Annotated in this window: 20 protein-coding genes; 15 read left to right on the forward strand and 5 right to left on the reverse strand. The window is 72.5% G+C overall.

What is annotated here, in order from left to right:
• The first annotated feature begins 27 nt into the window (after nucleotides 1-27).
• Nucleotides 28-1,032 (forward strand): BtrH N-terminal domain-containing protein, encoded by a 1,005-nt coding sequence (locus tag ACH4G3_RS24230; RefSeq protein WP_397626457.1) that lies wholly within the window; start codon nucleotides 28-30, stop codon nucleotides 1,030-1,032.
• A 41-nt stretch (nucleotides 1,033-1,073) separates the two neighbouring features.
• On the opposite strand, the gene ACH4G3_RS24235 is transcribed toward ACH4G3_RS24230, so the two are convergent.
• On the reverse strand, nucleotides 1,074-2,228 hold the full coding sequence (locus ACH4G3_RS24235; protein WP_397626458.1) for a hypothetical protein: 1,155 nt from the start codon (nucleotides 2,226-2,228) through the stop codon (nucleotides 1,074-1,076).
• Nucleotides 2,229-2,388: 160 nt separating this feature from the next.
• On the opposite strand from ACH4G3_RS24235, the gene ACH4G3_RS24240 reads away from it, so the two are divergent.
• The 6 genes from ACH4G3_RS24240 (at nucleotide 2,389) to ACH4G3_RS24265 (ending at nucleotide 8,280) form a co-directional block, all read left to right on the forward strand.
• Complete coding sequence (locus ACH4G3_RS24240) at nucleotides 2,389-3,849, forward strand: NAD(P)H-hydrate dehydratase (RefSeq protein ID WP_397626459.1); 1,461 nt, start codon at nucleotides 2,389-2,391, stop codon at nucleotides 3,847-3,849.
• Between the two features lie 114 nt (nucleotides 3,850-3,963).
• Complete coding sequence (locus tag ACH4G3_RS24245; RefSeq protein ID WP_397626460.1) at nucleotides 3,964-4,866, forward strand: L,D-transpeptidase; 903 nt, start codon at nucleotides 3,964-3,966, stop codon at nucleotides 4,864-4,866.
• Between the two features lie 71 nt (nucleotides 4,867-4,937).
• Entirely contained in the window at nucleotides 4,938-6,107 is a 1,170-nt protein-coding gene (alr, locus tag ACH4G3_RS24250) for an alanine racemase (RefSeq protein WP_397626461.1), read from the forward strand.
• A 119-nt stretch (nucleotides 6,108-6,226) separates the two neighbouring features.
• Nucleotides 6,227-7,483, forward strand: coding sequence for an alpha/beta fold hydrolase (locus tag ACH4G3_RS24255; protein WP_397626462.1), 1,257 nt, complete (start codon nucleotides 6,227-6,229; stop codon nucleotides 7,481-7,483).
• A complete protein-coding gene (gene tsaE / locus ACH4G3_RS24260) occupies nucleotides 7,452-7,970 on the forward strand; it encodes a tRNA (adenosine(37)-N6)-threonylcarbamoyltransferase complex ATPase subunit type 1 TsaE (protein WP_354740844.1) in 519 nt (172 codons plus the stop codon). Before ACH4G3_RS24255 ends, tsaE begins: the two co-directional genes overlap by 32 nt.
• A 142-nt stretch (nucleotides 7,971-8,112) precedes the next feature.
• Nucleotides 8,113-8,280, forward strand: coding sequence for a hypothetical protein (locus tag ACH4G3_RS24265; protein ID WP_354740846.1), 168 nt, complete (start codon nucleotides 8,113-8,115; stop codon nucleotides 8,278-8,280).
• Between the two features lie 64 nt (nucleotides 8,281-8,344).
• Here the strand turns inward: ACH4G3_RS24265 and ACH4G3_RS24270 are convergent, their stop codons facing one another.
• Entirely contained in the window at nucleotides 8,345-8,902 is a 558-nt protein-coding gene (locus tag ACH4G3_RS24270) for a hypothetical protein (RefSeq protein WP_397626463.1), read from the reverse strand.
• A 137-nt stretch (nucleotides 8,903-9,039) separates the two neighbouring features.
• Here ACH4G3_RS24270 and tsaB point away from each other — a divergent pair, with 137 nt between their 5' ends.
• The 4 genes from tsaB to ACH4G3_RS24290 are packed head-to-tail and all read left to right on the forward strand — an operon-like array spanning nucleotide 9,040 to nucleotide 11,573.
• On the forward strand, nucleotides 9,040-9,693 hold the full coding sequence (gene tsaB / locus ACH4G3_RS24275) for a tRNA (adenosine(37)-N6)-threonylcarbamoyltransferase complex dimerization subunit type 1 TsaB (RefSeq protein ID WP_397626464.1): 654 nt from the start codon (nucleotides 9,040-9,042) through the stop codon (nucleotides 9,691-9,693).
• 29 nt (nucleotides 9,694-9,722) lie between these two features.
• The gene (rimI, locus tag ACH4G3_RS24280) at nucleotides 9,723-10,220 is read left to right on the forward strand and encodes a ribosomal protein S18-alanine N-acetyltransferase (protein ID WP_397626717.1); all 498 of its coding nucleotides are present in this window, start codon (nucleotides 9,723-9,725) and stop codon (nucleotides 10,218-10,220) included.
• Nucleotides 10,213-11,319 (forward strand): tRNA (adenosine(37)-N6)-threonylcarbamoyltransferase complex transferase subunit TsaD, encoded by a 1,107-nt coding sequence (tsaD, locus tag ACH4G3_RS24285; RefSeq protein WP_354740851.1) that lies wholly within the window; start codon nucleotides 10,213-10,215, stop codon nucleotides 11,317-11,319. The genes rimI and tsaD overlap by 8 nt, the downstream gene beginning before the upstream one ends.
• Nucleotides 11,316-11,573 carry a hypothetical protein gene (locus ACH4G3_RS24290; RefSeq protein WP_397626465.1) on the forward strand — a complete coding sequence of 86 codons (258 nt, stop codon included), beginning with the start codon at nucleotides 11,316-11,318 and terminating at the stop codon, nucleotides 11,571-11,573. The genes tsaD and ACH4G3_RS24290 overlap by 4 nt, the downstream gene beginning before the upstream one ends.
• Here the strand turns inward: ACH4G3_RS24290 and ACH4G3_RS24295 are convergent.
• Together ACH4G3_RS24295 and ACH4G3_RS24300 are read right to left on the reverse strand one after the other, a co-directional pair.
• Nucleotides 11,458-12,054 carry a hypothetical protein gene (locus ACH4G3_RS24295; protein WP_397626734.1) on the reverse strand — a complete coding sequence of 199 codons (597 nt, stop codon included), beginning with the start codon at nucleotides 12,052-12,054 and terminating at the stop codon, nucleotides 11,458-11,460. The two genes, ACH4G3_RS24290 and ACH4G3_RS24295, sit on opposite strands and share 116 nt — an antisense overlap.
• 26 nt (nucleotides 12,055-12,080) lie before the next feature.
• The gene (locus tag ACH4G3_RS24300; protein ID WP_397626466.1) at nucleotides 12,081-14,390 is read right to left on the reverse strand and encodes a beta-xylosidase/alpha-l-arabinosidase; all 2,310 of its coding nucleotides are present in this window, start codon (nucleotides 14,388-14,390) and stop codon (nucleotides 12,081-12,083) included.
• Between the two features lie 163 nt (nucleotides 14,391-14,553).
• On the opposite strand from ACH4G3_RS24300, the gene ACH4G3_RS24305 reads away from it, so the two are divergent.
• From ACH4G3_RS24305 to ACH4G3_RS24320, 4 genes are all read left to right on the forward strand, one after another.
• The gene (locus tag ACH4G3_RS24305) at nucleotides 14,554-15,621 is read left to right on the forward strand and encodes a LacI family DNA-binding transcriptional regulator (RefSeq protein WP_397626467.1); all 1,068 of its coding nucleotides are present in this window, start codon (nucleotides 14,554-14,556) and stop codon (nucleotides 15,619-15,621) included.
• Between the two features lie 218 nt (nucleotides 15,622-15,839).
• Nucleotides 15,840-16,895 carry an LCP family protein gene (locus ACH4G3_RS24310; protein WP_397626468.1) on the forward strand — a complete coding sequence of 352 codons (1,056 nt, stop codon included), beginning with the start codon at nucleotides 15,840-15,842 and terminating at the stop codon, nucleotides 16,893-16,895.
• A gap of 130 nt (nucleotides 16,896-17,025) precedes the next feature.
• Complete coding sequence (locus tag ACH4G3_RS24315) at nucleotides 17,026-17,382, forward strand: YciI family protein (protein ID WP_354740859.1); 357 nt, start codon at nucleotides 17,026-17,028, stop codon at nucleotides 17,380-17,382.
• 37 nt (nucleotides 17,383-17,419) lie between these two features.
• Nucleotides 17,420-18,709, forward strand: coding sequence for an RNA polymerase sigma factor (locus ACH4G3_RS24320; RefSeq protein WP_397626469.1), 1,290 nt, complete (start codon nucleotides 17,420-17,422; stop codon nucleotides 18,707-18,709).
• A gap of 14 nt (nucleotides 18,710-18,723) precedes the next feature.
• On the opposite strand, the gene ACH4G3_RS24325 is transcribed toward ACH4G3_RS24320, so the two are convergent.
• Nucleotides 18,724-22,032: a hypothetical protein gene (locus ACH4G3_RS24325; RefSeq protein ID WP_397626470.1), complete on the reverse strand. Its 3,309-nt coding sequence runs from the start codon at nucleotides 22,030-22,032 to the stop codon at nucleotides 18,724-18,726.
• Between the last annotated feature and the right edge of the window lie 36 nt (nucleotides 22,033-22,068).

The raw sequence follows: 22,068 nt of genomic DNA on the forward strand, positions 1-22,068 counted from the left end.
GAGCTGGGACATGGACCAGGAGGGCACATGGGCACGGTGAAGGGGATCGACCCTCGCGGTACGCAGCACTGCGAGACGTCGGCTCTGGGGGTGCTGCTGCGGCACCAGGGACTCGATCTGTCCGAGCCCATGCTCTTCGGCCTCGGGGCCGGGCTGTCCTTCATCTACTGGGACAGCAAGAACCTGGACTTCCCCTTCCTCGGCGGGCGCGTCAAGCCCTTCGAGCTCACCAGGAACCTGGCCGCCGGGCTGGGGCTGGAGCTCGTGGTGCAGGAGACCGGCTCCGCCCGTAAGGCGTGGGAGAACGTGGCGACCGCCATCGACGCCGGCCGGCCCGTCGGGCTCCAGCTCGACAGCTACCACCTGGACTACTTCACCTCGAAGGTGCACTTCGGCGGTCACGTCGTCGCCCTGTACGGCTACGACGAGCACGACGCCCATCTGGTGGACACCGACCAGCAGGGCGGAGCCGTGTCGACCAGCCTGGGCAGCCTCGCCCGGGCCCGGGCCGCGCGCGGGCCGATGACCGCCAGGCACCGGTCCTTCACGCTCACCGCCGCCGGGAAGGTGCCCTCCCTGGAGAGCCGGATCATTCCGGCCATCATCGAATGCGCCGGCGCCTTCCTCGACCCGCCCATCGCCAACCTCGGCCACCGAGGTATCGAGAAGGCCGGGAAGCTCGTACCCGGCTGGCTCCAGCGCACCGACGACCCCCGGCGCGACCTGCCGCAGGCGGCCCTGCTGATGGAGAAGGCCGGCACCGGCGGTGCACTGTTCCGCAACCTCTACCGCGACTTCCTCGCCGAATGCACCCAGATGGTCGACAGCAGCCGGCTGCGCACCGGCCACAGGCTGTACTCGGAGGCGGCCGGCCTGTGGACGGACGTGGCGGCGCTCATCACGAACGCCGGTGAGTCGGGCGATGAACAGTGCCTCGTGGAGGCGGGTGCTGTTCTCGCTGATATCGCCCGTATCGAACGCGAAGCCATGGAGGCGCTGAGCCGCCTGCGTGGTGAAGCCCCCGCCGGGTGACGGCGAGGGCTTCACGGGCGCGGGCTTCGCCGGCGCGGGCGTCAGCAGATCGTCTGGCTGCTGTTCACCCGTGTGATGTTGCGGAACGTCGTGTTCTCGCCGCACGGGCTCTCCCTGATGGCCGAGTTGGTGACCGTCAGGTTCTGGATGGTGATGTCCTTGTTGTTCGGGAACTCCGAGCGGGCGGCCAGGCGCAGTTCGCCGCCGCCCGAGATCGTGCCGCTCTGCGCCGCGAGGTTGACGTTGTAGCAGTTCTCGATCAGGACCGAGTTGTTGCCGGTGTTGGAGATCGTCACCTTGTCGATCGTCGCGCCGCCGCTCTCCGAGACGCAGAACACCCCGCGTCCGCCGCCGCGCGCGATGACCTCGCCGACCCGGATGTTGGTCGGGTAGCCGCTGCCGACCCGGCCGTTGCGGTTGGCCATGCGGAAGGCCGCGTAGCCGGTGCCGGTGCCGGCGTTCTCCGCGTCCACCTTGGTCACGTTGGCGTTGATGGTCTGGTTGAGCAGCAGGCCGGACTCGCCCACGTTGCGGGCGGTGACGGTGCCGATGGTGATGCCGTCGACGCCGTAGGTCTCAACGGCGTGGCTGGACGCGCCGGAGACGTAGACGTTGTCGATGCGGACGTTGCGCGTCCACTGGCTGGTGTCGCCGCGGTTGTCGATGCGCACGCCCAGGCCGCGGGTCAGGCGCATGTCTATCTGGCCGAGCACGACGTTCTGGACGTTGCGCAGGAAGATGCCGTAGAGCGGGGCGCCGGTGAGCTTGAGGTTCTGGACCTCCACGTCGCGGGTGCCGCGGGAGTAGACCGGCGCCTGGTCGCCGGAGCCGCTGCCGGTGACGTTGATGGTGCCGCAGACGTCGAGGACGGTGTAGCTCGGGAGCGAGATGCGTGAGCCCGCCGAGATCGAGCCCGAGCCGCGCACTACGACCCGTTCCTTCGAGGTGCGGCCGGAGCTCAGGCTGTTGACGGCCGCTTGGACGGCCGCGCGCATGTCGGTGCCGGTGTAGACCGTGCTGCCGCCGCGCCTGGCGGTCCAGTTGCTGCCGTTCTGCACGGCCTCGGCCTGGAAGGAGCCGTCTCCGCAGGCAGCCGCTCGTGTCGGGGCGGCGGTGGCGGGGGCGGTCAGGGTGCCGGCGGCGGTGAGGACGGCGGTGGCACCGGCGGCGGCGAGGAAGGCGGCTCTGCGTCCCATGGTGGCCTCGGTTTCTTCGAATGTGGGGGGTGTGCAAGCGCTTTCTGCGCGGCCGGTGAGTCTGGCAAAGGGCAGGCAAAGCGTCAATGGATGCGACACGCTTCGGAGTTGCGGGAGATACGGGGGAGTGGCCGGGCGGTCGTACGGGAAACTCGACCGCATGCGTAGTGCGTACAGCGTGGAGACGGTCAGGACTGCCGAACGGGAGCTGATGGCGCGGCTGCCGGAGGGGGCGCTGATGCAACGCGCCGCCGCCGGACTCGCCGCGGCCTGCGCCGACCTGCTGGGGCGGGTGTACGGCAGCAGGGTCGTGCTGCTGGTCGGGAGCGGAGACAACGGGGGTGACGCGCTGTACGCCGGGGCCCGGCTGGCCCGGCGGGGGGCCGGTGTGACGGCGGTGCTGCTCGCGCCGGAGCGGGCTCACGCCGGGGGACTCGCGGCGCTGCGGCGGGCCGGGGGGCGGGTCGTGAGCGCCGGTGGCGCTGAAGGTGCCGGCGGGAGCGCGCGGGGTGTCGAGGAGCTGGTCGAGCGGGCGGACCTCGTCGTCGACGGCATCGTCGGGATCGGCGGGAAGGGCGGGCTGCGGCCGGACGCGGTGCCGCTGGCCGCCGCCGCCCAGCGGTCGCGGGGCGCCGTCGTCGCCGTCGATCTGCCGAGCGGGGTCGACGCCGACACCGGGGAGGTGCGCGGCGCCGCGGTCCGGGCCGATCTGACGGTGACGTTCGGGACGCACAAGCCGGGGCTGCTGATCGATCCGGCGCGGGAGTACGCGGGGTCGGTGCGGCTGGTCGACATCGGTCTCGATCTGCCGGTCGAGCCGGAGCTGGAGGCGTTGCAGCACGCGGACGTGGCGGAGTTGCTGCCGGTGCCGCGGGCCGAGAGCGACAAGTACCGGCGGGGTGTCGTCGGCATCGCCGCCGGGTCCGCGCGCTACCCCGGAGCCGCCGTGCTCGCCGTCGCCGGTGCGCTGCGGGGCGGGGCCGGGGCCGTGCGGTACGTCGGGCCGGCCGGGGAGGCCGTCATCACCCGGTTCCCCGAGACGCTCGTGTCCGACCAGGGGCCGAAACACGCCGGGCGGGTGCAGGCGTGGGTCGTCGGGCCGGGGGCCGGGGACGACGCGGCGACGGTGGGAGAGGTGCTGGCGGCGGACGTCCCGGTGCTGGTCGACGCGGACGGGTTGCGGTTGGCCGAGGCGGGGGTCGTACGGGCGCGGCGGGCGCCGACGCTGATGACGCCGCATGCCGGGGAGGCGGCGGCGCTGCTCGGGGTCGACCGGGCGGAGGTCGAGGGCGGTCGGCTGGCGGCGGCTCGGGAGCTGGCCGGGCGGTACGGGGCGACCGTGCTGCTGAAGGGGTCCACGACCCTGGTCGCCGACTCGGGAGGCGGCGCGGTGCGGGTGAATCCGACGGGGACGTCCTGGCTGGCCACGGCGGGCAGTGGGGACGTGCTGTCGGGGCTCGCCGGGTCGTTGCTGGCGGCGGGGCTTTCGGCGGTGGACGCGGGGAGTGTGGGGGCGTATCTGCACGGGCTGGCCGGGAGGCTGGCGGCGGACGGGGCGCCGGTGGGGGCGCATGACGTGGCGGAGGCCGTTCCGGAGGCCTGGCGGAATGTGCTCGGCTGAGTGAGGGCGAGGGGTGATGTGGGGGTGCACGGGCTGACATACGGCTGATGCGTCTGGGTGACCCACGCCGCGCGGCGACCCGGGCCGCCCCCACCACCCCGTTTCTCTGATCACATGACCAGCAGACGCACTGCCGGGCGCGCCCTCGCCCTCCTGCTCGCCGCTGTCACCGCGCTGCCCGCCGGTGCCGCCGGTGCCGCTCCCGTACCGCCTGCTCCCGTACCGCCCGCTCCCGGCCCCCTCGGCGAGCTCGTCCCGGGCGTCGCGCCGGGGCCCGCGCAGCCCTGGTCCGTCGACACGCCCGACCAGGCGCTGCCGCCGGTGGTGTACACGCCGTCGGCCGAGGAGGAGGCCGTCGAGCCGCGCGGGGCGGTGGCGGGGACCTACGCGCTCGTCGAGTACGTGCCGTTGGGGGAGGCGGTCGCGCGGGTGAGCTGTACCGGGAAGGCCGGGCCGTATCAGCGGCAGGTCGAGCGGTGGCTGGGGCTGAGGGTGGACGGGGTGCAGTCGGCGGCCGACTGCCGGGTCATCCGGGCCTTCCAGGTGCGGCAGGGGATCAAGCCGGCCATCGGGTTCGCCGGGCCCGTGACGTGGGGCCGGATGCAGTACCTGTCGGCGCGCCGGGACCCCAATGCCGCCGGTCGGTGCCCGGTACGCAGCCATCCCGTGGCGTGTGTGGATCTCAGCCGGCAGCTGACCTGGGTGCAGAAGGGGCGGAAGGTCGTGTTCGGGGCGGTGCCGATCCGCAGCGGGCGGGCCGGGTACCGGACCCGGGCCGGATGGCACAGAATCTACTGGCGGCACAAGAACCACTGGTCGACGCTGTACAACACGCCAATGCCGTACGCCCAGTTCTTCAGCGGCGGGCAGGCCTTCCACGGCGTCTACGGCAGCCTCCACACCACCGTCGGCTCCATGGGCTGCGTCAATCTCTCCGTCCCCGACGCGCGGAGGCTGTGGAGCGTGCTGAAGAAGGGTGACCGGGTGTTCGTGTGGGGGCGCAGGCCCGGGACCTAGGGCCCCTCTGATGGTTGCCGTCGGGGGCCGCTGCCTCGGGCGGGGCGGGCCCCTCTGAGACACTGGGCGCGATGAGCGAGAGAACAGCCCCGCGGACCGCGCCCCTGCGGGCCCGCGCGGAGATCGACCTGGCCGCCCTGCGGGCCAATGTGCGGGCGCTGCGTGCCCACGCGCCGGGCGCGGCCCTGATGGCCGTGGTGAAGTCCGAGGCGTACGGCCACGGGGCTGTGCCGTGTGCCCGCGCGGCCGTCGCCGCGGGGGCCGACTGGCTGGGCACGGCGACGCCCGAGGAGGCCCTCGCCCTGCGGGCCGCCGGGCTGCCGGGCCGCATCATGTGCTGGCTGTGGACGCCGGGCGGGCCCTGGCGCGAGGCGATCGAGGCGGACGTCGACGTGTCCGTCAGCGGGATGTGGGCCCTGCGGGAGGTCACCGAGGCCGCCCGGCGGACGGACCGGCCCGCGCGCGTGCAGCTCAAGGCCGACACCGGGCTCGGGCGGGGCGGCTGCCAGCCCGGTGAGGACTGGGCCGAGCTGGTCCGGGAGGCGCTGCGCGCCGAGGCCGAGGGGCTCCTGCGGGTGACGGGGCTGTGGTCGCACTTCGCCTGTGCCGACGAACCCGGCCACCCCTCCATCGCCGCACAGCTCGGCCGCTTCCGGGAGATGGTCGCGTACGCCGAGGAGCGGGGCGCCCGCCCCGAGGTCCGGCACATCGCCAACTCACCGGCCACGCTCACGCTCCCCGAGAGCCACTTCGACCTGGTCCGCGCCGGTATCGCCACCTACGGCATCGCGCCCAGCCCCGAGCTGGGCACCCCGGCCGACTTCGGGCTCCGCCCGGTGATGACGCTGTCCGCCTCACTCGCCCTGGTCAAGCACGTGCCGGGCGGGCACGGCGTCAGCTACGGCCACCGGTACGTGACCCCCGGCGAGACCACCCTCGGCCTCGTCCCGCTCGGCTACGCCGACGGCATCCCGCGGCACGCCTCCTCGGCCGGGCCGGTCCTGGTCGAGGGCAAGTGGCGCACGATCGCGGGGCGGGTCGCCATGGACCAGTTCGTGGTCGACCTGGGCGGCGACGAGCCCGCGCCGGGCGCCGAGGCGGTGCTCTTCGGCCCCGGGGACCGCGGCGAGCCCACCGCCGAGGACTGGGCCCAGGCGGCCGGAACCATCGCCTACGAGATCGTGACCCGGATCGGAACGCGCGTTCCTCGCGTCTATGTGAATGAGGAACAGGACGGGTAACTCGCACAGAGAACCGGTCACGCGAAGAACAACAGGCACCCTGACAACACCAGCACCACCATTACCAGCACCATCATCACCACAAGCATCGGCAGCAGCCCGGCGAAGAGGAGCGGTACGTGAGCGAGAGCAGTGCGGAGGTCGTCGCGCACGCCGCCGGCGCGGCCGTCGCGGCCTCCGCCGCGGGGGCGGCGGGAGGCTGGCGCCGGGCGACCGGCATCGCCGGTGTCGCGATAGGCGTGGTGGCCGCGGGCGCGGCCGCCGGTGTCGCCCTGGAGCGGATGACGGTCGGCCGGGGCATGCGGCAGAAGGCCCGGCTCGCCCTCGACTCCGCGGGACCCTACGGCTCGCTGCGCGGCATGCCCGGCAAGGCGTTCGCCGACGACGGCACGGAGCTGTACTACGAGGTCGACGACCTCGACCCGGAGGCCGCCCCCGCCGCCATCGGCCCGCGCCGCCGGCGGCTCTTCGGCCGCAAGGCCCCCGCCCCCGTCACCGTCGTCTTCAGCCACGGCTACTGCCTCAGCCAGGACTCCTGGCACTTCCAGCGGGCGGCGCTCAGAGGCGTCGTACGGACCGTCCACTGGGACCAGCGCAGCCACGGCCGGTCCGGACGGGGCGTGGCCCAGGGACGGGACGAGCCGGTCACCATCGAGCAGCTGGGCCGCGACCTGAAGGCCGTCATCGACGCGGCCGCGCCCGAGGGGCCGATCGTGCTGGTCGGCCACTCGATGGGCGGCATGACGGTGATGGCGCTGGCCGACCAGTACCCCGAACTGGTCCGGGAGCGGGTCGTCGGGGTGGCCTTCGTGGGCACGTCCTCGGGGCGGCTCGGCGAGGTCAACTACGGGCTTCCGGTGGCCGGGGTCAACGCGGTGCGGCGGGTGCTGCCCGGCGTGCTGAAGGCGATGGGGCAGCGGGCCGAGCTGGTGGAGAAGGGGCGCCGGGCCACCGCGGACCTGTTCGCCGGGGTCATCAAGCGGTACTCGTTCGCGTCCCGGGACGTCGACCCGGCCGTCGCCCGGTTCGCCGAGCGGATGATCGAGAGCACGCCCATCGACGTGGTCGCCGAGTACTACCCGGCGTTCAACGACCACGACAAGACCGAGGCGCTCGCCCACTTCGCCGACATGCCGGTCCTCGTCCTGGCCGGGGTGCAGGACCTGGTCACGCCGAGTGAGCACAGCGAGGCCATCGCCGATCTGCTGCCGGACGCCGAATTGGTGCTGGTGCCGGACGCGGGGCACCTGGTGATGCTGGAACACCCGGAAGTGGTCACCGACCGCCTCGCCGACCTGCTCACCCGCACGGGTGCCGTGCCCGCAGGGGCTACCGTGAAGGGCTATGGAAGCACCAGCACCGCACAGCCCGGCTGAGCCCGGGTCCGTCCAGATCGTCGTCACGTCCCCCGAGCAGATGCGGGAGCTGGGTCGCCGGCTCGCGAAACTGCTGCGCGCCGGTGACCTGGTGATGCTCAGCGGAGAGCTCGGGGCGGGCAAGACGACACTGACGCGTGGGCTGGGCGAGGGGCTCGGCGTGCGCGGGGCCGTCACCTCGCCGACGTTCGTGATCGCCCGGGTGCACCCCTCGCTCGGTGACGGGCCGCCGCTGGTCCATGTCGACGCGTACCGGCTGTCCGGCGGGCTGGACGAGATGGAGGACCTCGATCTCGACGTCTCGCTGCCCGAGTCCGTGGTCGTCGTGGAGTGGGGCGAGGGCAAGGTCGAGGAGCTGACCGAGGACCGGCTGCAGGTGGTGATCCACCGCGCGGTGGGCGACACGACCGACGAGGTCCGGCAGATGACGATCACCGGTGTGGGGGAACGCTGGGCGTCGGCGGACCTGAGCGTGCTCGCGGCGTAGCTCCCGGCGCGTGGTGTTTTGATGAACGTTCCGACAAGGCGTCGGCAAAATGTTGCGTTCGGCGTCTTGTGCGTGGTCACATGGTACCCAGTCCGTAGTTAGGTGTACCTAACTACGTCCGCCCCGCCTTCGGGAGGCGTCCATGTCGGCTACAGAGAGCAAGGGGCGGCCGCTGCCGTTCGCGGTCGCCGGGGTGTCCATGCGTGACCTGCTGGCGGCGGGCGAGGCGGCGGCGCTGATCTCCACGCCACCGCGGGCTCCCGAGCCGGAGCTCGCCGAGCCGGTCGAGGACCACCGCGAAGCGGCCTGATCCGAACGACAGGGCTCCAGGGGACGAGGGCCCCAGGGGACGAGTGCCCTAGGGGACGAGTGCCCTAGGGGACGACCACGACCTTGCGGCCGATCGTTGCGAACGTCCACATCGCCTCGCCGTCCGCGCGGGACTCGCGGATGCCGCCCGTGCGTACCTTCGTGGCCGGTGCGGCGGTCGAGCCGTCCACGGCCGCGCTGAATCCGATCACGACGCCGCCCACGGTCGTGAAGCGCACGACGTGCTCGACGGGGACACCGTCGGAGCCGGTGATCGCGTTCGAGCGGGACGTGACCGCGTAGTTGCCCGGGGCCGGGTCCACCGCGCTCGGGGCGACCTCGAACGTGCGGGTGATCACCTCGTCCGCGCCGACCAGCCACACCCGGTCGCCGCGCAGGGAGTACACGACCCGTGCGCCCTCGCCGGATCCGACGGGCAGCGCGGCGGGGTCCTTCCTGGTCCGGGGCGGCGCCTTCGAGGCGTCGGCGGACGGTGCGGCGCCCGCGTGCGCCCGGCCCAGGCCGGCCGGGAGGGTCTGTGCCGCCTGGTGGGCGAGGTAGCCGACCGTCGCGAGGGCCGCGGCGGTGAGCCCGGCCACGATCCCCGAGCTGCTGACTGCCACCGGCGCCCACCTCCGCGTCGTACGTCATTGTCGTGCACGGTGCGCCTGCCGCGCCGTGACGGAAGGTGACGGTAGCAGCAGGTGACGGCTCGACAGGTACGTCCGACACGGGCCCCGGGGAGCCGTAGGCTGTTTGCGTGCTCTTGCTCGCTCTGGATACCGCCACACCCGCCGTCACCGTCGCGCTGCACGACGGCCGGGACGTCATCGCCTCGTCAAGTCAGGTGGACGCGCGCCGGCACGGGGAGCTGCTGCTGCCCGCGATCGACCGGGTGCTCGCCGACGCCGGTCTGAAGCTCGACGCCGTCACCGGGGTCGTCGCCGGCATCGGTCCCGGCCCGTACACCGGACTGCGCGTCGGCCTGATGACCGCCGAGACCTTCGGGCTCGCGCTCGGCGTCCCCGTGCACGGGGTGTGCACGCTGGACGGTCTCGCCTACGCCGCCGACCTCGAGGGCCCGTTCGTCGTGGCGACCGACGCCCGCCGCAAGGAGGTGTACTGGGCGCGCTACGCCGACTCCCGCACCCGCGTCACCGACCCGGCCGTCGACCGGCCCGCCGACATCGCCGAGCAGGTCGCGGGCTTGCCCGCGGTCGGGGCGGGCGCGCTGCTGTACCCGGACACCTTCCCGCAGGCGCACGAACCCGAGCACGTGTCCGCCGCCGCGCTCGCCAGGCTGGCAGCCGAGAAGCTGGCGGCGGGTGCGGAACTCACCGCGCCCCGGCCGCTGTATCTGCGCCGCCCCGACGCCCAGGTCCCCAAGAACTACAAGGTGGTCACCCCCAAGTGACCGGGTCCGAGACGTGTGTGCTGCGCGAGATGCGCTGGTGGGACATCGACCCCGTGCTGGAGCTGGAGCGGGACCTGTTCCCCGACGACGCCTGGTCGCGGGGCATGTTCTGGTCCGAGCTGGCCCATGCGCGCGGGCCGGAGGCGACCCGGAAGTACCTCGTGGCCGAGGCGGGGGACCGGATCGTCGGGTACGCCGGTGTCGCCTCCTCCGGCGAGCAGGCCGACATCCAGACCATCGCCGTCACCCGGGAGTACTGGGGGACGGGGCTGGGCGGCCGTCTCCTCACCGAGCTGCTGCGGGCCGCGACCGCCTTCGAGTGCGCCGAAGTGATGCTGGAGTGCCGGGTGGACAACGTCCGCGCGCAGAAGCTGTACGAGCGCTTCGGCTTCGAGGCCATCGGCTTCAGGCGCGGCTACTACCAGCCGGGGAACGTGGACGCCCTGGTGATGCGACTGACCACGAAACCCGACAGCGGCTCCGCCGCGGGTTCGGCTCCCGTACAAGGAACGCAGATCAATGACTGACTCACGCGACGAGCCTCTCGTTCTGGGCATCGAGACCTCCTGCGACGAGACCGGCGTCGGCATCGTCCGCGGCACCACCCTGCTCGCCGACGCCGTCGCCTCCAGCGTCGACGAGCACGCCCGGTTCGGCGGTGTCGTGCCCGAGGTCGCCTCCCGGGCGCACCTGGAGGCGATGGTCCCGACCATCGACCGCGCACTGAAGGAGGCGGGAGTCAGCGCCCGCGACCTCGACGGCATCGCGGTCACCGCCGGTCCCGGCCTCGCCGGGGCCCTCCTGGTCGGCGTCTCGGCGGCGAAGGCGTACGCGTACGCGCTCGGCAAGCCCCTGTACGGCGTCAACCACCTCGCCTCGCACATCTGCGTCGACCAGCTGGAGCACGGCGCGCTGCCCGAGCCGACCATGGCCCTGCTGGTGTCCGGCGGCCACTCCTCGCTGCTGCTGTCCTCGGACATCACCTCCGACGTCCGCCCGATGGGGGCGACCATCGACGACGCGGCCGGTGAGGCCTTCGACAAGATCGCCCGCGTGCTGAACCTGGGCTTCCCGGGCGGCCCGGTCATCGACCGGTACGCACGCGAGGGCGACCCGGACGCGATCGCCTTCCCGCGCGGCCTGACCGGTCCGCGCGACCCGGCCTACGACTTCTCCTTCTCCGGGCTGAAGACGGCCGTGGCGCGCTGGATCGAGGCGAAGCGGGCGGCGGGGGAGGAGGTGCCGGTACGGGACGTGGCGGCCTCCTTCCAGGAGGCGGTCGTGGACGTGCTGACCCGCAAGGCCGTCCGGGCCTGCAAGGACGAGGGCGTCGACCACCTGATGATCGGCGGCGGGGTGGCCGCCAACTCCCGGCTGCGCGCCCTGGCGCAGGAGCGCTGCGAGGCGGCCGGGATCCGGCTGCGGGTGCCGCGGCCCAAGCTGTGCACGGACAACGGCGCGATGGTCGCCGCGCTCGGCGCCGAGATGGTGGCCCGCAACCGGGCCGCGTCGGACTGGGACCTGCCGGCGGACTCCTCGCTGCCCGTGACGGAGCCGCACGTCCCGGGCCACCACCACGACCACGACCACGTGCACGAGATCAGCAAGGAGAACCTCTACTCGTGACGGTCGCCCTGATGTGGGAGGCGCGGGCGGTGCCCGGCCGCGGCGAGGACCTGCTGGCCTGGGCACGGGCCCAGGAGCTGGACGCCGAGCCCCTGCGCCGCGAGACCTTCCGCGCGCCCCAGGACCGGGTCCTGGTCATCACGTGGTGGGACGCTCCGTACGACGGGGATCTTCCGGAACTTCCGGAGCCGGGGCCGGAGTTGGTGACCCGGGCCGTGCACCGGTGGCGGTTCGAGTCGGTGGGCGTCGGCTGACCGAGAGCTCCCAGGGCCTGCTGCTGACGCGGCCCCGCCACAGCAGCAGGCCGTTGCGGCGCTCCCAGTGGGCGGCGACCGCGGCCTCGCTCAGCCAGTCGAGAGCCGACCACAGGAAGATCCCCGTCGTCAATGGTTGCCACAGGGCCAGCGGTACCGCGCCCAGCACGTACCCCACGAAGAGCCGCGGGCTGAACGGCCGGTGGCGCAGGAGCCGCTCGGCGGCCTGTGGGGGGTCGATGTCCTCGACCGGTATCGCCTTCTCGAAGTTCCGTACCTCGCTGAACCACCTGAGCCTGGACGCCCTCAGCAGGGTCCACACCAGCAGGAGGGCGAGCACGCCGGTGGCGTACAGGGCCAGCCGGCCGGCGTCGGACGGCGGGGAGAAGCCGTGGAACAGCACTGATGCCGTCAGGGCGACGGCAGAGGCGGCCAGGACCGAGAAGACGGCCCGCAACTCGTGGTGCACCAGCCTGTCCATCGCCGCCCCCTGAGATCCCCTGAGGGTCACTCCACCCCCGACACCTCCGCCTCGCACCGCAGCCGCCGGTCGCCCCCGGTGACCCGGACCGGGCCCGTGAGCGTGAGGTGCGCGGTGTGGCGTACGTCCGTGCTGGACGCGGCCAAACGTAGTTCCAGGGCGCCCGGTTCGACCACCCTGCGACCTGAACGGTCGGTGAACGCCGAGAGATCGGTGTGGAACCGGAATGTCAGCCGGCTCGCCGCGCCCGGCGCCAGTTCCACGCGCTGGTAGCCGATCAGGCGCACGTCGGGCCGGGTGACGGAGGCCACCGGGTCGTGGAGGTACAGCTGCACGACCTCCGCGCCCTCGCGTTCGCCGGTGTTGCGGACGGTCACGGAGACGTCGTACGAGTCGTCCGTGCCGATCACGGCCGGTTCGGTCGTCGTGAAGTCGTCCCAGGTGAACGTCGTGTACGAGCGGCCGTGGCCGAAGGCGTACAGCGGGGTCGGGTCGAGGTTGCTGACCTCGCCCGCGAGGCCGAGGGGCGGCTGGAGGTACGTCCAGGGCTGACCGCCGGGAACCTGCGGGACGCTCACCGGGAGGCGGCCCGACGGGTTGACGCGGCCCGACAGCACTCCCGCCACCGCCGGGCCGCCCTCCTCCCCCGGGAAGAACGCCTGGACGACGGCGCCCAGGCGGCCGTGCCAGCGGCCGAGCGCGTAGGGACGGCCGGTCAGCAGCACCAGCACCACGGGGACGCCCGTGGCCACCAGCGCGTCCAGCAGCTCGCCCTGGGCGCCCGGCAGGGCCAGGTCCGTCGCGTCGCAGCCCTCGCCCGAGGTGCCGCGGCCGAACAGGCCCGCCCGGTCGCCGAGGACCGCCACGCACACGTCCGCCTCGGCGGTGCGGGCGATGGCCTCCTCGAAGCCGGAGGTGTCCGGGTCCGTCACGTCGCAGCCCGGCGCGAACGTCACCTTGGCGTCGGGGAGTTCGGTGCGCAGGGCGTCGAGGACCGTCGGAATCTCGATGCCGGTCGGGACGCCGGGGTGGTGGGTGAGGACATGCGACGGGAACGAGTAGCACCCCAGCATGGCCAGGGCGTCGGCCGCCCGGGGGCCGATCACCGCGATCCGGGTGTCGGGGGCCAGTGGGAGCAGGCCGTCGGGGTTGTCGAGCAGGACGACCGACTCCTCGGCCAGACGGCGGGCCAGGATCCGGTTGCCCGTCGAGTCCAGGTCGACCGTGGCGGCCGGCTCGGGGGTCCAGTCCTCGTCCAGCAGGCCCAGTTCGCACTTCTGGAGCAGGACGCGCCGGGCCGCGCGGTCCACGAGCTCCTCGGGGATCTCGCCCGAGCGGACCGCGTCCACCAGCGGATCGCCGTAGCACTTCAGGCTCGGCAGTTCGACGTCGATGCCGGCCTCCAGGGCCGCGTGGGCCGCCTCGGCCGGGGTGCCGGCCACCCGGTGGAGGGTCTGCAGGAAGCCGATGCCGAAGTAGTCCGCGACGACCGTGCCGGTGAAGCCCCACTCCTCGCGCAGGAGTCCGGTCAGCAGCTCGGGGTCCGCCGAGGCCGGGACGCCGTCCCGTTCCGTGTAGGCGGCCATCACCGAACGGGCCCCGCCCTCGCGCAGCGCCATCTCGAAGGGCGGGAGCGTGACGTCCGCGAACTCGCGGGTGCCGACCCGGACCGGGGCCAGGTTGCGGGCGCCGGCCGAGGAGGCGTACCCCGCGAAGTGCTTCAGCGTGGCGACGACTCCCGCCGCCTCCAGGCCCCGCACATAGGCCGTACCGACCGTGCCGACCAGGTACGGGTCCTCGCCGATGGTCTCCTCCACGCGGCCCCAGCGCGGATCGCGTACGACGTCCAGGACGGGCGCGAGGCCCTGGTGGACGCCGGCCGAGCGCAGGTCGGCGCCGATGCGGCGGGCCATCTCCTCGACCAGCGGGGGATCCCAGGTCGCGCCCCAGGCCAGCGGGACCGGGTAGGCCGTGGCCTGCCAGGCGGTGAAGCCGGCCAGGCACTCCTCGTGGGCGACCGCCGGGATGCCGAAGCGGCCGGCCTCGGTGATGCGGCGCTGGGCGCGGGCCAGTGCCTGCGCGCCCAGCGCCGGGTCCACTGGGGCGGTGCCGAAGGAGCGCGTGAGCTGGCCCAGGCCGCGGGTGATCAGCTCGTCCCACTCGTAGTCCACGGTCATGTCGTGCTGGTGCGGAGCGACTCCGTCGCCGTCCGTCGAAGCGCCCACCCACACGCCGTACAGCTGGGCGGTCTTCTCCTCCAGGGTCATCCGGGAGAGCAGGTCGTCGACGCGGGCGGTGGCGGGCAGGGCGGGGTCACGCCAGGGCGCGGTGGTCATGAAGCTCCTGTCGGGTGGACGGACGGCCCTCTCACGAACGGTGCTCACGAGCGTCTTTCACGCCCGGTTCCACGAATGTTTCGGTCAGTATGTCGAATGTTCCGGGAACCTATGGCGCCCGAGGGACTTCGTCAAGGGGGCCCGCAGGGATACGATCGCCGCCATGACATCCCCGGAGCCGGTTGAAAGCCGGACGCAAACCCGGACGCAGGGGCGCAGCGCGCAGACCGCGACGCTCGCCGAGATCGCCCGTGAGGCCGGTGTGTCGGCACCGACTGTTTCGAAGGTCCTCAACGGCCGGGCCGACGTCGCCCCCGCCACCCGCGCCCGCGTCGAGGAACTGCTGCGCGCCCACGGCTACCGGCGCCGCCGCGCCGAGGCGACCCGCTCGCCCCTGATCGACCTGGTCTTCCACGAGCTGGAGAGCGCCTGGGCGCTGGAGGTCATCCGGGGCGTGGAGAACGTGGCCCGGGACGCGGGGCTGAGCGTGGTGCTGTCGGAGAGCGCGGGGCGGCTCACCCCCGGGCGGACCTGGGCCGACCAGGTCGCCGCGCGCCGCCCGCACGGTGTGATCCTGGTCCTGTCCGGGCTCGACGAGTCCCAGCGGGCGCTGCTGACCAGCCGCGCCATCCCGTTCGTGGTGATGGACCCGGCCGGCGACCCGGGGGCCGACGTGCCCTCGATCGGCGCGACCAACTGGCAGGGTGGTCTCGCGGCCACCCGGCATCTGGTCGAGCTGGGGCACCGCAGGATCGGCGCGATCAGCGGGCCGACGCAGATGATGTGCAGCCGGGCCCGGGTCGACGGCTACCGGGCCGCGCTGGAGACGGCCGGGCTGCCGGTCGACCCCGCGCTGATCGCGAACGGCGACTTCCACCACGAGGCCGGCTACCGGCTGGGCCTGGAGCTGCTGCGCCGCCCGGACCGGCCGACCGCCGTCTTCGCCGGGAACGACCTCCAGGCGCTCGGGCTGTACGAGGCCGCGCGCGAGCTGGGGTTGCGCATCCCCGAGGACCTGAGCGTGGTCGGGTTCGACGATCTGCCGCTGGCGCCCCTGGTAGGGCCGCCGCTGACGACCGTGCGGCAGCCGCTGACGGAGATGGCCGAGGCGGCCGCCAAACTGGTCCTCGACCTCGGCCGGGAGGCGGGCACCCCGGCCGCCACCCGGGTGGAGCTGGCGACGAGCCTGGTGGTGCGCAGCAGTACGGCGGCGGCGCCCGCGGGCGGCTGAACACTGATGCCGTATTGACGGGTGTTCCGGGCGTCGCCTCCACACTGCACCGAAGCCAATCGGTTACACCGCCGAAACTTTCGGAGCCTCGCAATGAGATCGTGGAGATCGGGCTTGCTCACCTCCCTGCCGGCGGGAGTACGGGAAGTCTGAGAATTTCCGAAGAAAAAGCGTCCTGGGGTCCCTGCTCGTCATAATTCGGACTTACGTTCCTGCCCGTGACGGGACGTGACGGGTACGGGGACGGGAACGAGGACGCGGGCAGAGCGGTGGGCCGGCGGTCGAGAGCACTGCGGATCGCCGGCCTCGCCCTGGCGGGTGCGCTGGTGCTGGGCATCGGCTCGGCGGGCTGGGCCTACTGGCATCTCAACGACAACATCACCAGCGTCGACATCGACAACGCGCTGGGCGACAACCGCCCGCCCAAGCCGGTGGTCACGCCGTCCCCCTCCGCATCGCCCCTGCCCGGCGGGGCCCTCAACATCCTGGTCCTGGGGTCCGACTCGCGCAGCGGCGAGGAGAACCAGCGGCTCGGCGGCGGCGACAGCACCGGTGCCCGCTCCGACACGGCGATGGTCGTCCACCTCGACGCCGGGCGCACCAGCGCGACGGTGGTGAGCATCCCGCGCGACACCCTGGTCACCCGCCCCTCCTGCCCGCGCCCGTCCGGCGGGTCGACGGCCGTCGCCTACAACTCCATGTTCAACAACGCGTACGCGGTGGGCGGTCCGGTGTGCGCGGTGAAGACGGTCGAGTCGATGACCGACGTCCGCATGGACCACTACATCGAGATCGACTTCTCCGGCTTCGCGAAGCTCGTGGACGCGCTCGGCGGCGTCACCGTCACCACGGACGAGGACATCGCCGACGACGACAGCCATCTGCGCCTCAAGGCGGGCACCCACCACCTGGACGGCACACAGGCCCTCGCCCTGGCCCGCACCCGGCACGGCATAGGCGACGGCAGCGACCTGGGCCGCATAGGCCTCCAGCAGAAGCTGGTGAAGGCACTGCTGGACCAGATCGCCGCACAGGACCTGCTCACCGACCCGGCGAAGCTGTACCGGGTCGCGGACGCCGTGACCGCCGGCCTCACCACCGACACCGGCCTGGACTCCCTCGCCGAGCTGACCCGGCTCGGGCAGAGCCTGCAGGGCCTGTCGGCGAGCGCGGTGCGGACGGTGACGATGCCGGTGGTGCGGGCGCCGTCGGATCCCAACCGGGTGGTGGCCGAGGAGCCGGAGGCGCGGAAACTGTGGAAGTCACTGCGCTGACCTGCGCGAACGCGCTCCGCGAAAAACCCGGGAGAAAAATCCGGCGAGCGTGTCGATCCGGAGGTCTCCCGATCGACGCAGGGGTGAGAGCGAGGAAGGACCTCGCTCCGCAGAGCCCCGAGGAGTCACCATGCCGCGCTTTCTCACTCTGATCCGCATCGACGAGAAGAACGCCCCCGCCGAGGGCCCGAGCCCCGAACTCCAGGAGCGCATGGGCAAGCTCCTGGAGGAGATCACCAAGGCCGGGGTCATGCTCGACACGGCCGGGCTCACCCCGACCTCGGACGGCACCCGGGTGACCTGGGACGGCGGGCAGCTGTCCGTCACCGACGGGCCGTTCACCGAGTCCAAGGAGGTCATCGGCGGCTACTCGATCAGCCAGTGCAAGGACAAGGCCGAGGCGATCGAGTGGACCAAGCGGTTCCTGTCCCTGCACGAGGACTACTGGACGATCACCGCGGAGGTCCGGCAGATCGCCGAGGGCTGACCGGTCCTCCTTGGCCGGGCGGCGCCGGGGGTGTCTGATGGTGGGTTGTGACCTCGCAGCCCACCCCTCCCCGGCGCCCCGGCCCGACCGGACCGCCGAGGCCATCGAGACGGTCTTCCGCATCGAGTCGCCCCGCATCATCGCCGGCGTCGCCCGGGTCGTCCGGGACATCGGCATCGCCGAGGAACTCGCGCAGGACGCGCTGGTCGCCGCACTGGAGCGGTGGCCGCGGGACGGTGTGCCCGACAACCCGGGCGCCTGGCTCATGGCCACCGCCCGCAATCGCGCCGTCGACCTGGTCCGCCGCCGCGAGAACTACGCCCGCAAGCTGGCGGAGATCGGCCGGGACCTGTCGACGGTGTCTCCCCCGGAGGAGCCCGCCGACCCGGACGACATCGACGACGACCTGCTCCGCCTGGTCTTCACCGCCTGCCACCCGGTCCTGTCCACCGAGGCCCGCACCGCCCTCACCCTGCGCCTCCTCGGGGGCCTGACCACGGCCGAGATCGCCCGCGCGTTCCTGGTGCCCGAGCCGACCGTCGCGCAACGCATCGTCCGCGCCAAACGCACCCTGGCCGCGCGGAACATCGCCTTCGAGGTGCCCTACGGCCCCGACCGCGAGGCCCGCCTCGGCTCGGTCCTCGACGTCATCTACCTCGTCTTCAACGAGGGGTACGCCGCCACGGCCGGCGACGACTGGCTCCGTCCGTCCCTGTGCGAGGACGCCCTGCGCCTGGCCCGGGTGCTCTCGGCCCTCATGCCGAAGGAACCCGAAGTGCACGGCCTGACCGCGCTCCTGGAGTTCCAGGCGTCCCGCACGGCAGCGCGCACGGGCCCCTCCGGCGAACCCGTCCTCCTCAAGGACCAGAACCGCGCCCGCTGGAACCGCATGCTCATCGCCCGCGGCGTCGCCGCGCTGGGCAGGGCCGAGGCCACCTCCTCCGGCGCCCCGGGCCCGTACCTCCTCCAGGCCGCCATCGCCGCCTGCCACGCGCACGCGTACGCCTACGAGGAGACCGACTGGCCCCGCATCGCCACGCTGTACGGCCTGCTGGCCGCCCGTACCCCGTCCCCGGTCGTGGAACTGAACCGCGCGGTGGCCGTCTCGATGGCCGAGGGGCCGGAGGCGGCCATGCCCCTCATCGACGCTCTGTGCGGCGACCCCGCCCTGCGCGACTACCACCTGCTGCCCAGCGTCCGCGGTGACCTCCTCGCCCGCCTCGGCCGCAGGGCGGAAGCCCGGGCGGAGTTCGAACGGGCGGCGTCGCTGACGCGCAACGAGCGTGAGAGGGAGCTGTTGGCGCGGCGGGCGGCGGAGTGTGGGTGAGGGAGGCACGGAGGTCATCCGCGCAGCCAGTCACCGGTTTCCCAGAGCCGCACGGTCCCGTCGTCGCTGATGGTGGCGAGCAGGTCGCCTTGCGGGCTGAAGGTCAGACTGAAAACGCGGTCGGTGTGCCCCTTCAGAGCCTTGATGTACACCGGCGAGCCGCCTGTGCAGTGCCAGACATGTACGCCGGGTCCGTCCTGATCGCTGGTGACGAGGAACGGAGCCCTCGGGTGGACGGCCACGCTGTAGGCCTTGCGGGGCCATGGCGTCTCCGACCAGGGCGCGTGCGGGTCGGTGCGCGTCCACAGTCCTGCATGGTGCAGCTCGGAGTCGTAGTCGATTCTGATGAAGGCGAGCAGGCCGTTGTGCCAGCCGGCCGCGAGACCGGAGAAGGTGTCCCGGGCCTCCTGCTCGTGCGCGGAGGCCAGCGGTTCCTTTTCGGGTTCCAACGAGTCCGTGGAATACCGCCTCACTCTGCCGGTGTCGTCCAGAGCGACCGGCTGGGAGGTGGTGGGGTCGAAAAGAAGAGACGCATAGCCGCCGGCGCCATGATCCACTTTTCGTGAAACCGGGGTGTCGGTGAAGCTCCCGTCGGTTCCTGACTCCCATCGACGCATCACCTCGCCGTCGCTGGCTACGAGAAGGTGTCCGCTCGGGGAGAACGCCAGGTCCGACGGCGTCCTGGTATCTGTGAGGAGCTGCTTGACGAGGGCCCCACTTCTCGTGTTCCGGATTTCCGTGCTGTAGTCGTCGCTGACGACGAGCAGGGGACGAGACGGGTGGTGAGCCAAGCGCGACACTGTGGGGATGTCCTTCGGCTCCTTCCTGATCCGCTGTTCTCGAGGTGGCAGCCGTTCCTCGTAGTCCCAGCGCCACACCGCTCCGTAGTCCGTACCGATGAAGAGCCGAGTCCTCGATCCCGGGCGGAAGGCGAGGGCGGACGGTGACGGGGACGACGACCACGCCTTGACGCTCTCGTCCTGCTTTCTGTTCCAGAGAGCAGCGGTCGTCACCGTCATGGCGCCGGCCACGAGGACGACCCGACGGCGAACAGTCCGGTCATCCGTCCCGGTGTGCGGTCCGTCCCCATACAGCGGCCGGCCCGCGAGCGTTTCCTGGAGCCGGACGTGACGGAACTGGTAAGCACCCCCGGACTGCCGCAGCAGCTCCCGTCGGCGCGCATCGGCGAGGAACCCCATGAGCCGTAGCGGGAGTCGGCGCCGTGCCGCGAGGAAGAGTCGGACGACGAGGAACCGGGGCCAGGCCCGGGTGAGCAGGAGCAGCAGCGCGAACACGGTTCCCGGCAGCACGACGGTCAGCCCGATCCACACCGGCGCCTTGTCGCCCACTGAGCGGAACACCGCCTCCCACTTCGCTGCGGCGAGCAGCGCCACGTTCCGGTCTCCGGGCCAGCCCGTCCAGTCATTGACCTCGCGGTGAAACCATGCGCCCGTCAGCAAGCCGGCGTACCAGCCCATGAGGCCGGTGGCCGCGACCATGCAGCCGGCGACGGCCGCGCCGGCGAGAGCCGAACCGCGGTCCTGGGCCAACGAGTTCGTGGGGCTCACCTGCGTCGCATGATGCGGGGGCGCGTTGAGCCCGTTGTGTGCCGCCAGCGCCAGCCCGATCACGAGCATCAGACACAGACCGACGGCGAACATCTCGTAGTACAACTCGGCCGCGGTGTAGGTGTACTCCGACTCATCCAGCGCGGCGACGCTTGTCACCCCGACGAGCAGGGGGGCCACAGCGAGAGCCGTGAGCCGGGCCCCGCTGCGGAATCCGTGACGCAGGCGGCCCCATGCCCCCTGCACCGAGAACGAGAGCCGTCCGGGCAGCGGGTGCGGGGCGGCGTACCAGACGATCGTGGACAGGAGGGCGAATCCACCGCCGATGGAGCCCGCGATCACCGGAAGGATCGCGTATCTGCTCGTGAGGTCCGTACCGACGATCCAGGCCACGGAACCGATACCGAGCAGCAGACCGGCGGCGACACCGAGTGCCGGTGGGAACCACGGTGACAGCAACCGACCGCTCATGCGCCACCAGGCGAGGTCGCGCTCGCGGTGGTCGTGGAGGTAGCGGGCGAGGAACGTCAGCCATTCCCTGGCCTGTACGGCGGTCCAGCGACCGCCGCTCCGTTCCGCGTCGGGCAGCCGGGGATCAGGTGCGTACGCGGCGTCGATCAGCTTGTCGGTGATGTGCTGCTCGACGGCGTACCGGCAGTCGAAGCGTGTGCCGTCCAGCAGTTCCGTCGGGTCCAGGTCCGCCAGTCGCTGGTACACGAGCCGTGCTGAAGTGACCATCAGGGGTGTGGACAGGGCCGCGGCTACCGGGCCCTGGCGAGCCGATCGCAGGTGTGCGTAGACAGGGGTCCAGTCGGTTCCCGGGGGCCAGTCCACGTCCCGCAGATAGGCGATCGCGTCGCCGGGCGACACGGGGCGGATCTCGACGACCGGCGCCTCGCGCAGGGCAGGGGCACCGCCCCGGATCAGATCCTCGTACTCGGCTGCTCGGCAGGTGACGACGACCGGCCGCTCCGCGCCGATCGCCAGGTTGATGCTCCGGATGGCGCTGCGGCGCGCGGACTCCGGGATCTCGTCCAGGCCGTCCAGGACGGGAAGGAGCAGACCGTGGGTGAGAAGGGCGCGGGGAATCTCCTCGCGGCCGCTGTAGTGGGGCAGGGCGAGGGCCCTGACGATCCAGTCGTCGAGGGGTTCGCGAACCGGGTCCCAGGACGACGCGGGCAGGAGGACCGGCACCGGGCCGCCGGGCTCCCGCGCGCCCAGGAGGCCGAGGGTGAGCAGGATCGCCAGCACGCTCTTGCCGGAGCCGGGCTCGCCGATGGCAACGAGCCGGCGATTGGGCAACTGGTCGTACCCGGCGGCGAGCTGGGCGACGGACTCGTCGAAGCGGCCGTCGAGTCTGCCGTTGAGGCGCATGCGCAGCACGCGGGCGTTGGCGGTGCGGGGCAGCCGGGCGACGTCGCGGTCGGTGGCCGTCCAGGCCAGGGGCAGGACTCGTGGGTCGCGCAGTCCTCGTGCGGTCGCTTCCTCCAGCCACTGCTCCTTCAGCGCGAGGGCGAGGTCGTCGGCGAGCGCGCCCGGGTTCAGCGGCGGGGGTTCCTGGCGGAAGAAGTCGACCAGCGCGAGGAAGAGCGTGACGATGCCGACGAACAGGCTGCCCACCGTGGCCACGGCGTTCGAACTCTCCTGGTCCAAGAGCATCCACCCGGCGAGTCCCCCGCACACGGCCGCGACGGCCATGAGAAGAACACGACGGACCAGTCGCTGCCGGGCTCGTCGCAGTGCGCTCCAGGTCACGCCAGCATGGTGGGCCGCCGGTGACGGGGACGTCCG

This window comes from Streptomyces afghaniensis (genome assembly GCF_044327915.1).
GTDB classification, from domain to species: domain Bacteria; phylum Actinomycetota; class Actinomycetes; order Streptomycetales; family Streptomycetaceae; genus Streptomyces; species Streptomyces afghaniensis.

Bases quoted from the DNA above. Each gene is read 5' to 3' on its own strand.
- ACH4G3_RS24230 (WP_397626457.1), top strand. From the start codon at position 28: ATGGGCACGGTGAAGGGGATCGACCCTCGCGGTACGCAGCACTGCGAG.
- ACH4G3_RS24235 (WP_397626458.1), bottom strand. From the start codon at position 2,228: ATGGGACGCAGAGCCGCCTTCCTCGCCGCCGCCGGTGCCACCGCCGTC.
- ACH4G3_RS24240 (WP_397626459.1), top strand. From the start codon at position 2,389: ATGCGTAGTGCGTACAGCGTGGAGACGGTCAGGACTGCCGAACGGGAG.
- ACH4G3_RS24245 (WP_397626460.1), top strand. From the start codon at position 3,964: ATGACCAGCAGACGCACTGCCGGGCGCGCCCTCGCCCTCCTGCTCGCC.
- alr (WP_397626461.1), top strand. From the start codon at position 4,938: ATGAGCGAGAGAACAGCCCCGCGGACCGCGCCCCTGCGGGCCCGCGCG.
- tsaE (WP_354740844.1), top strand. From the start codon at position 7,452: ATGGAAGCACCAGCACCGCACAGCCCGGCTGAGCCCGGGTCCGTCCAG.
- ACH4G3_RS24265 (WP_354740846.1), top strand. From the start codon at position 8,113: ATGTCGGCTACAGAGAGCAAGGGGCGGCCGCTGCCGTTCGCGGTCGCC.
- rimI (WP_397626717.1), top strand. From the start codon at position 9,723: ATGCGCTGGTGGGACATCGACCCCGTGCTGGAGCTGGAGCGGGACCTG.
- tsaD (WP_354740851.1), top strand. From the start codon at position 10,213: ATGACTGACTCACGCGACGAGCCTCTCGTTCTGGGCATCGAGACCTCC.
- ACH4G3_RS24295 (WP_397626734.1), bottom strand. From the start codon at position 12,054: ATGGACAGGCTGGTGCACCACGAGTTGCGGGCCGTCTTCTCGGTCCTG.
- ACH4G3_RS24300 (WP_397626466.1), bottom strand. From the start codon at position 14,390: ATGACCACCGCGCCCTGGCGTGACCCCGCCCTGCCCGCCACCGCCCGC.
- ACH4G3_RS24305 (WP_397626467.1), top strand. From the start codon at position 14,554: ATGACATCCCCGGAGCCGGTTGAAAGCCGGACGCAAACCCGGACGCAG.
- ACH4G3_RS24315 (WP_354740859.1), top strand. From the start codon at position 17,026: ATGCCGCGCTTTCTCACTCTGATCCGCATCGACGAGAAGAACGCCCCC.
- ACH4G3_RS24320 (WP_397626469.1), top strand. From the start codon at position 17,420: ATGGTGGGTTGTGACCTCGCAGCCCACCCCTCCCCGGCGCCCCGGCCC.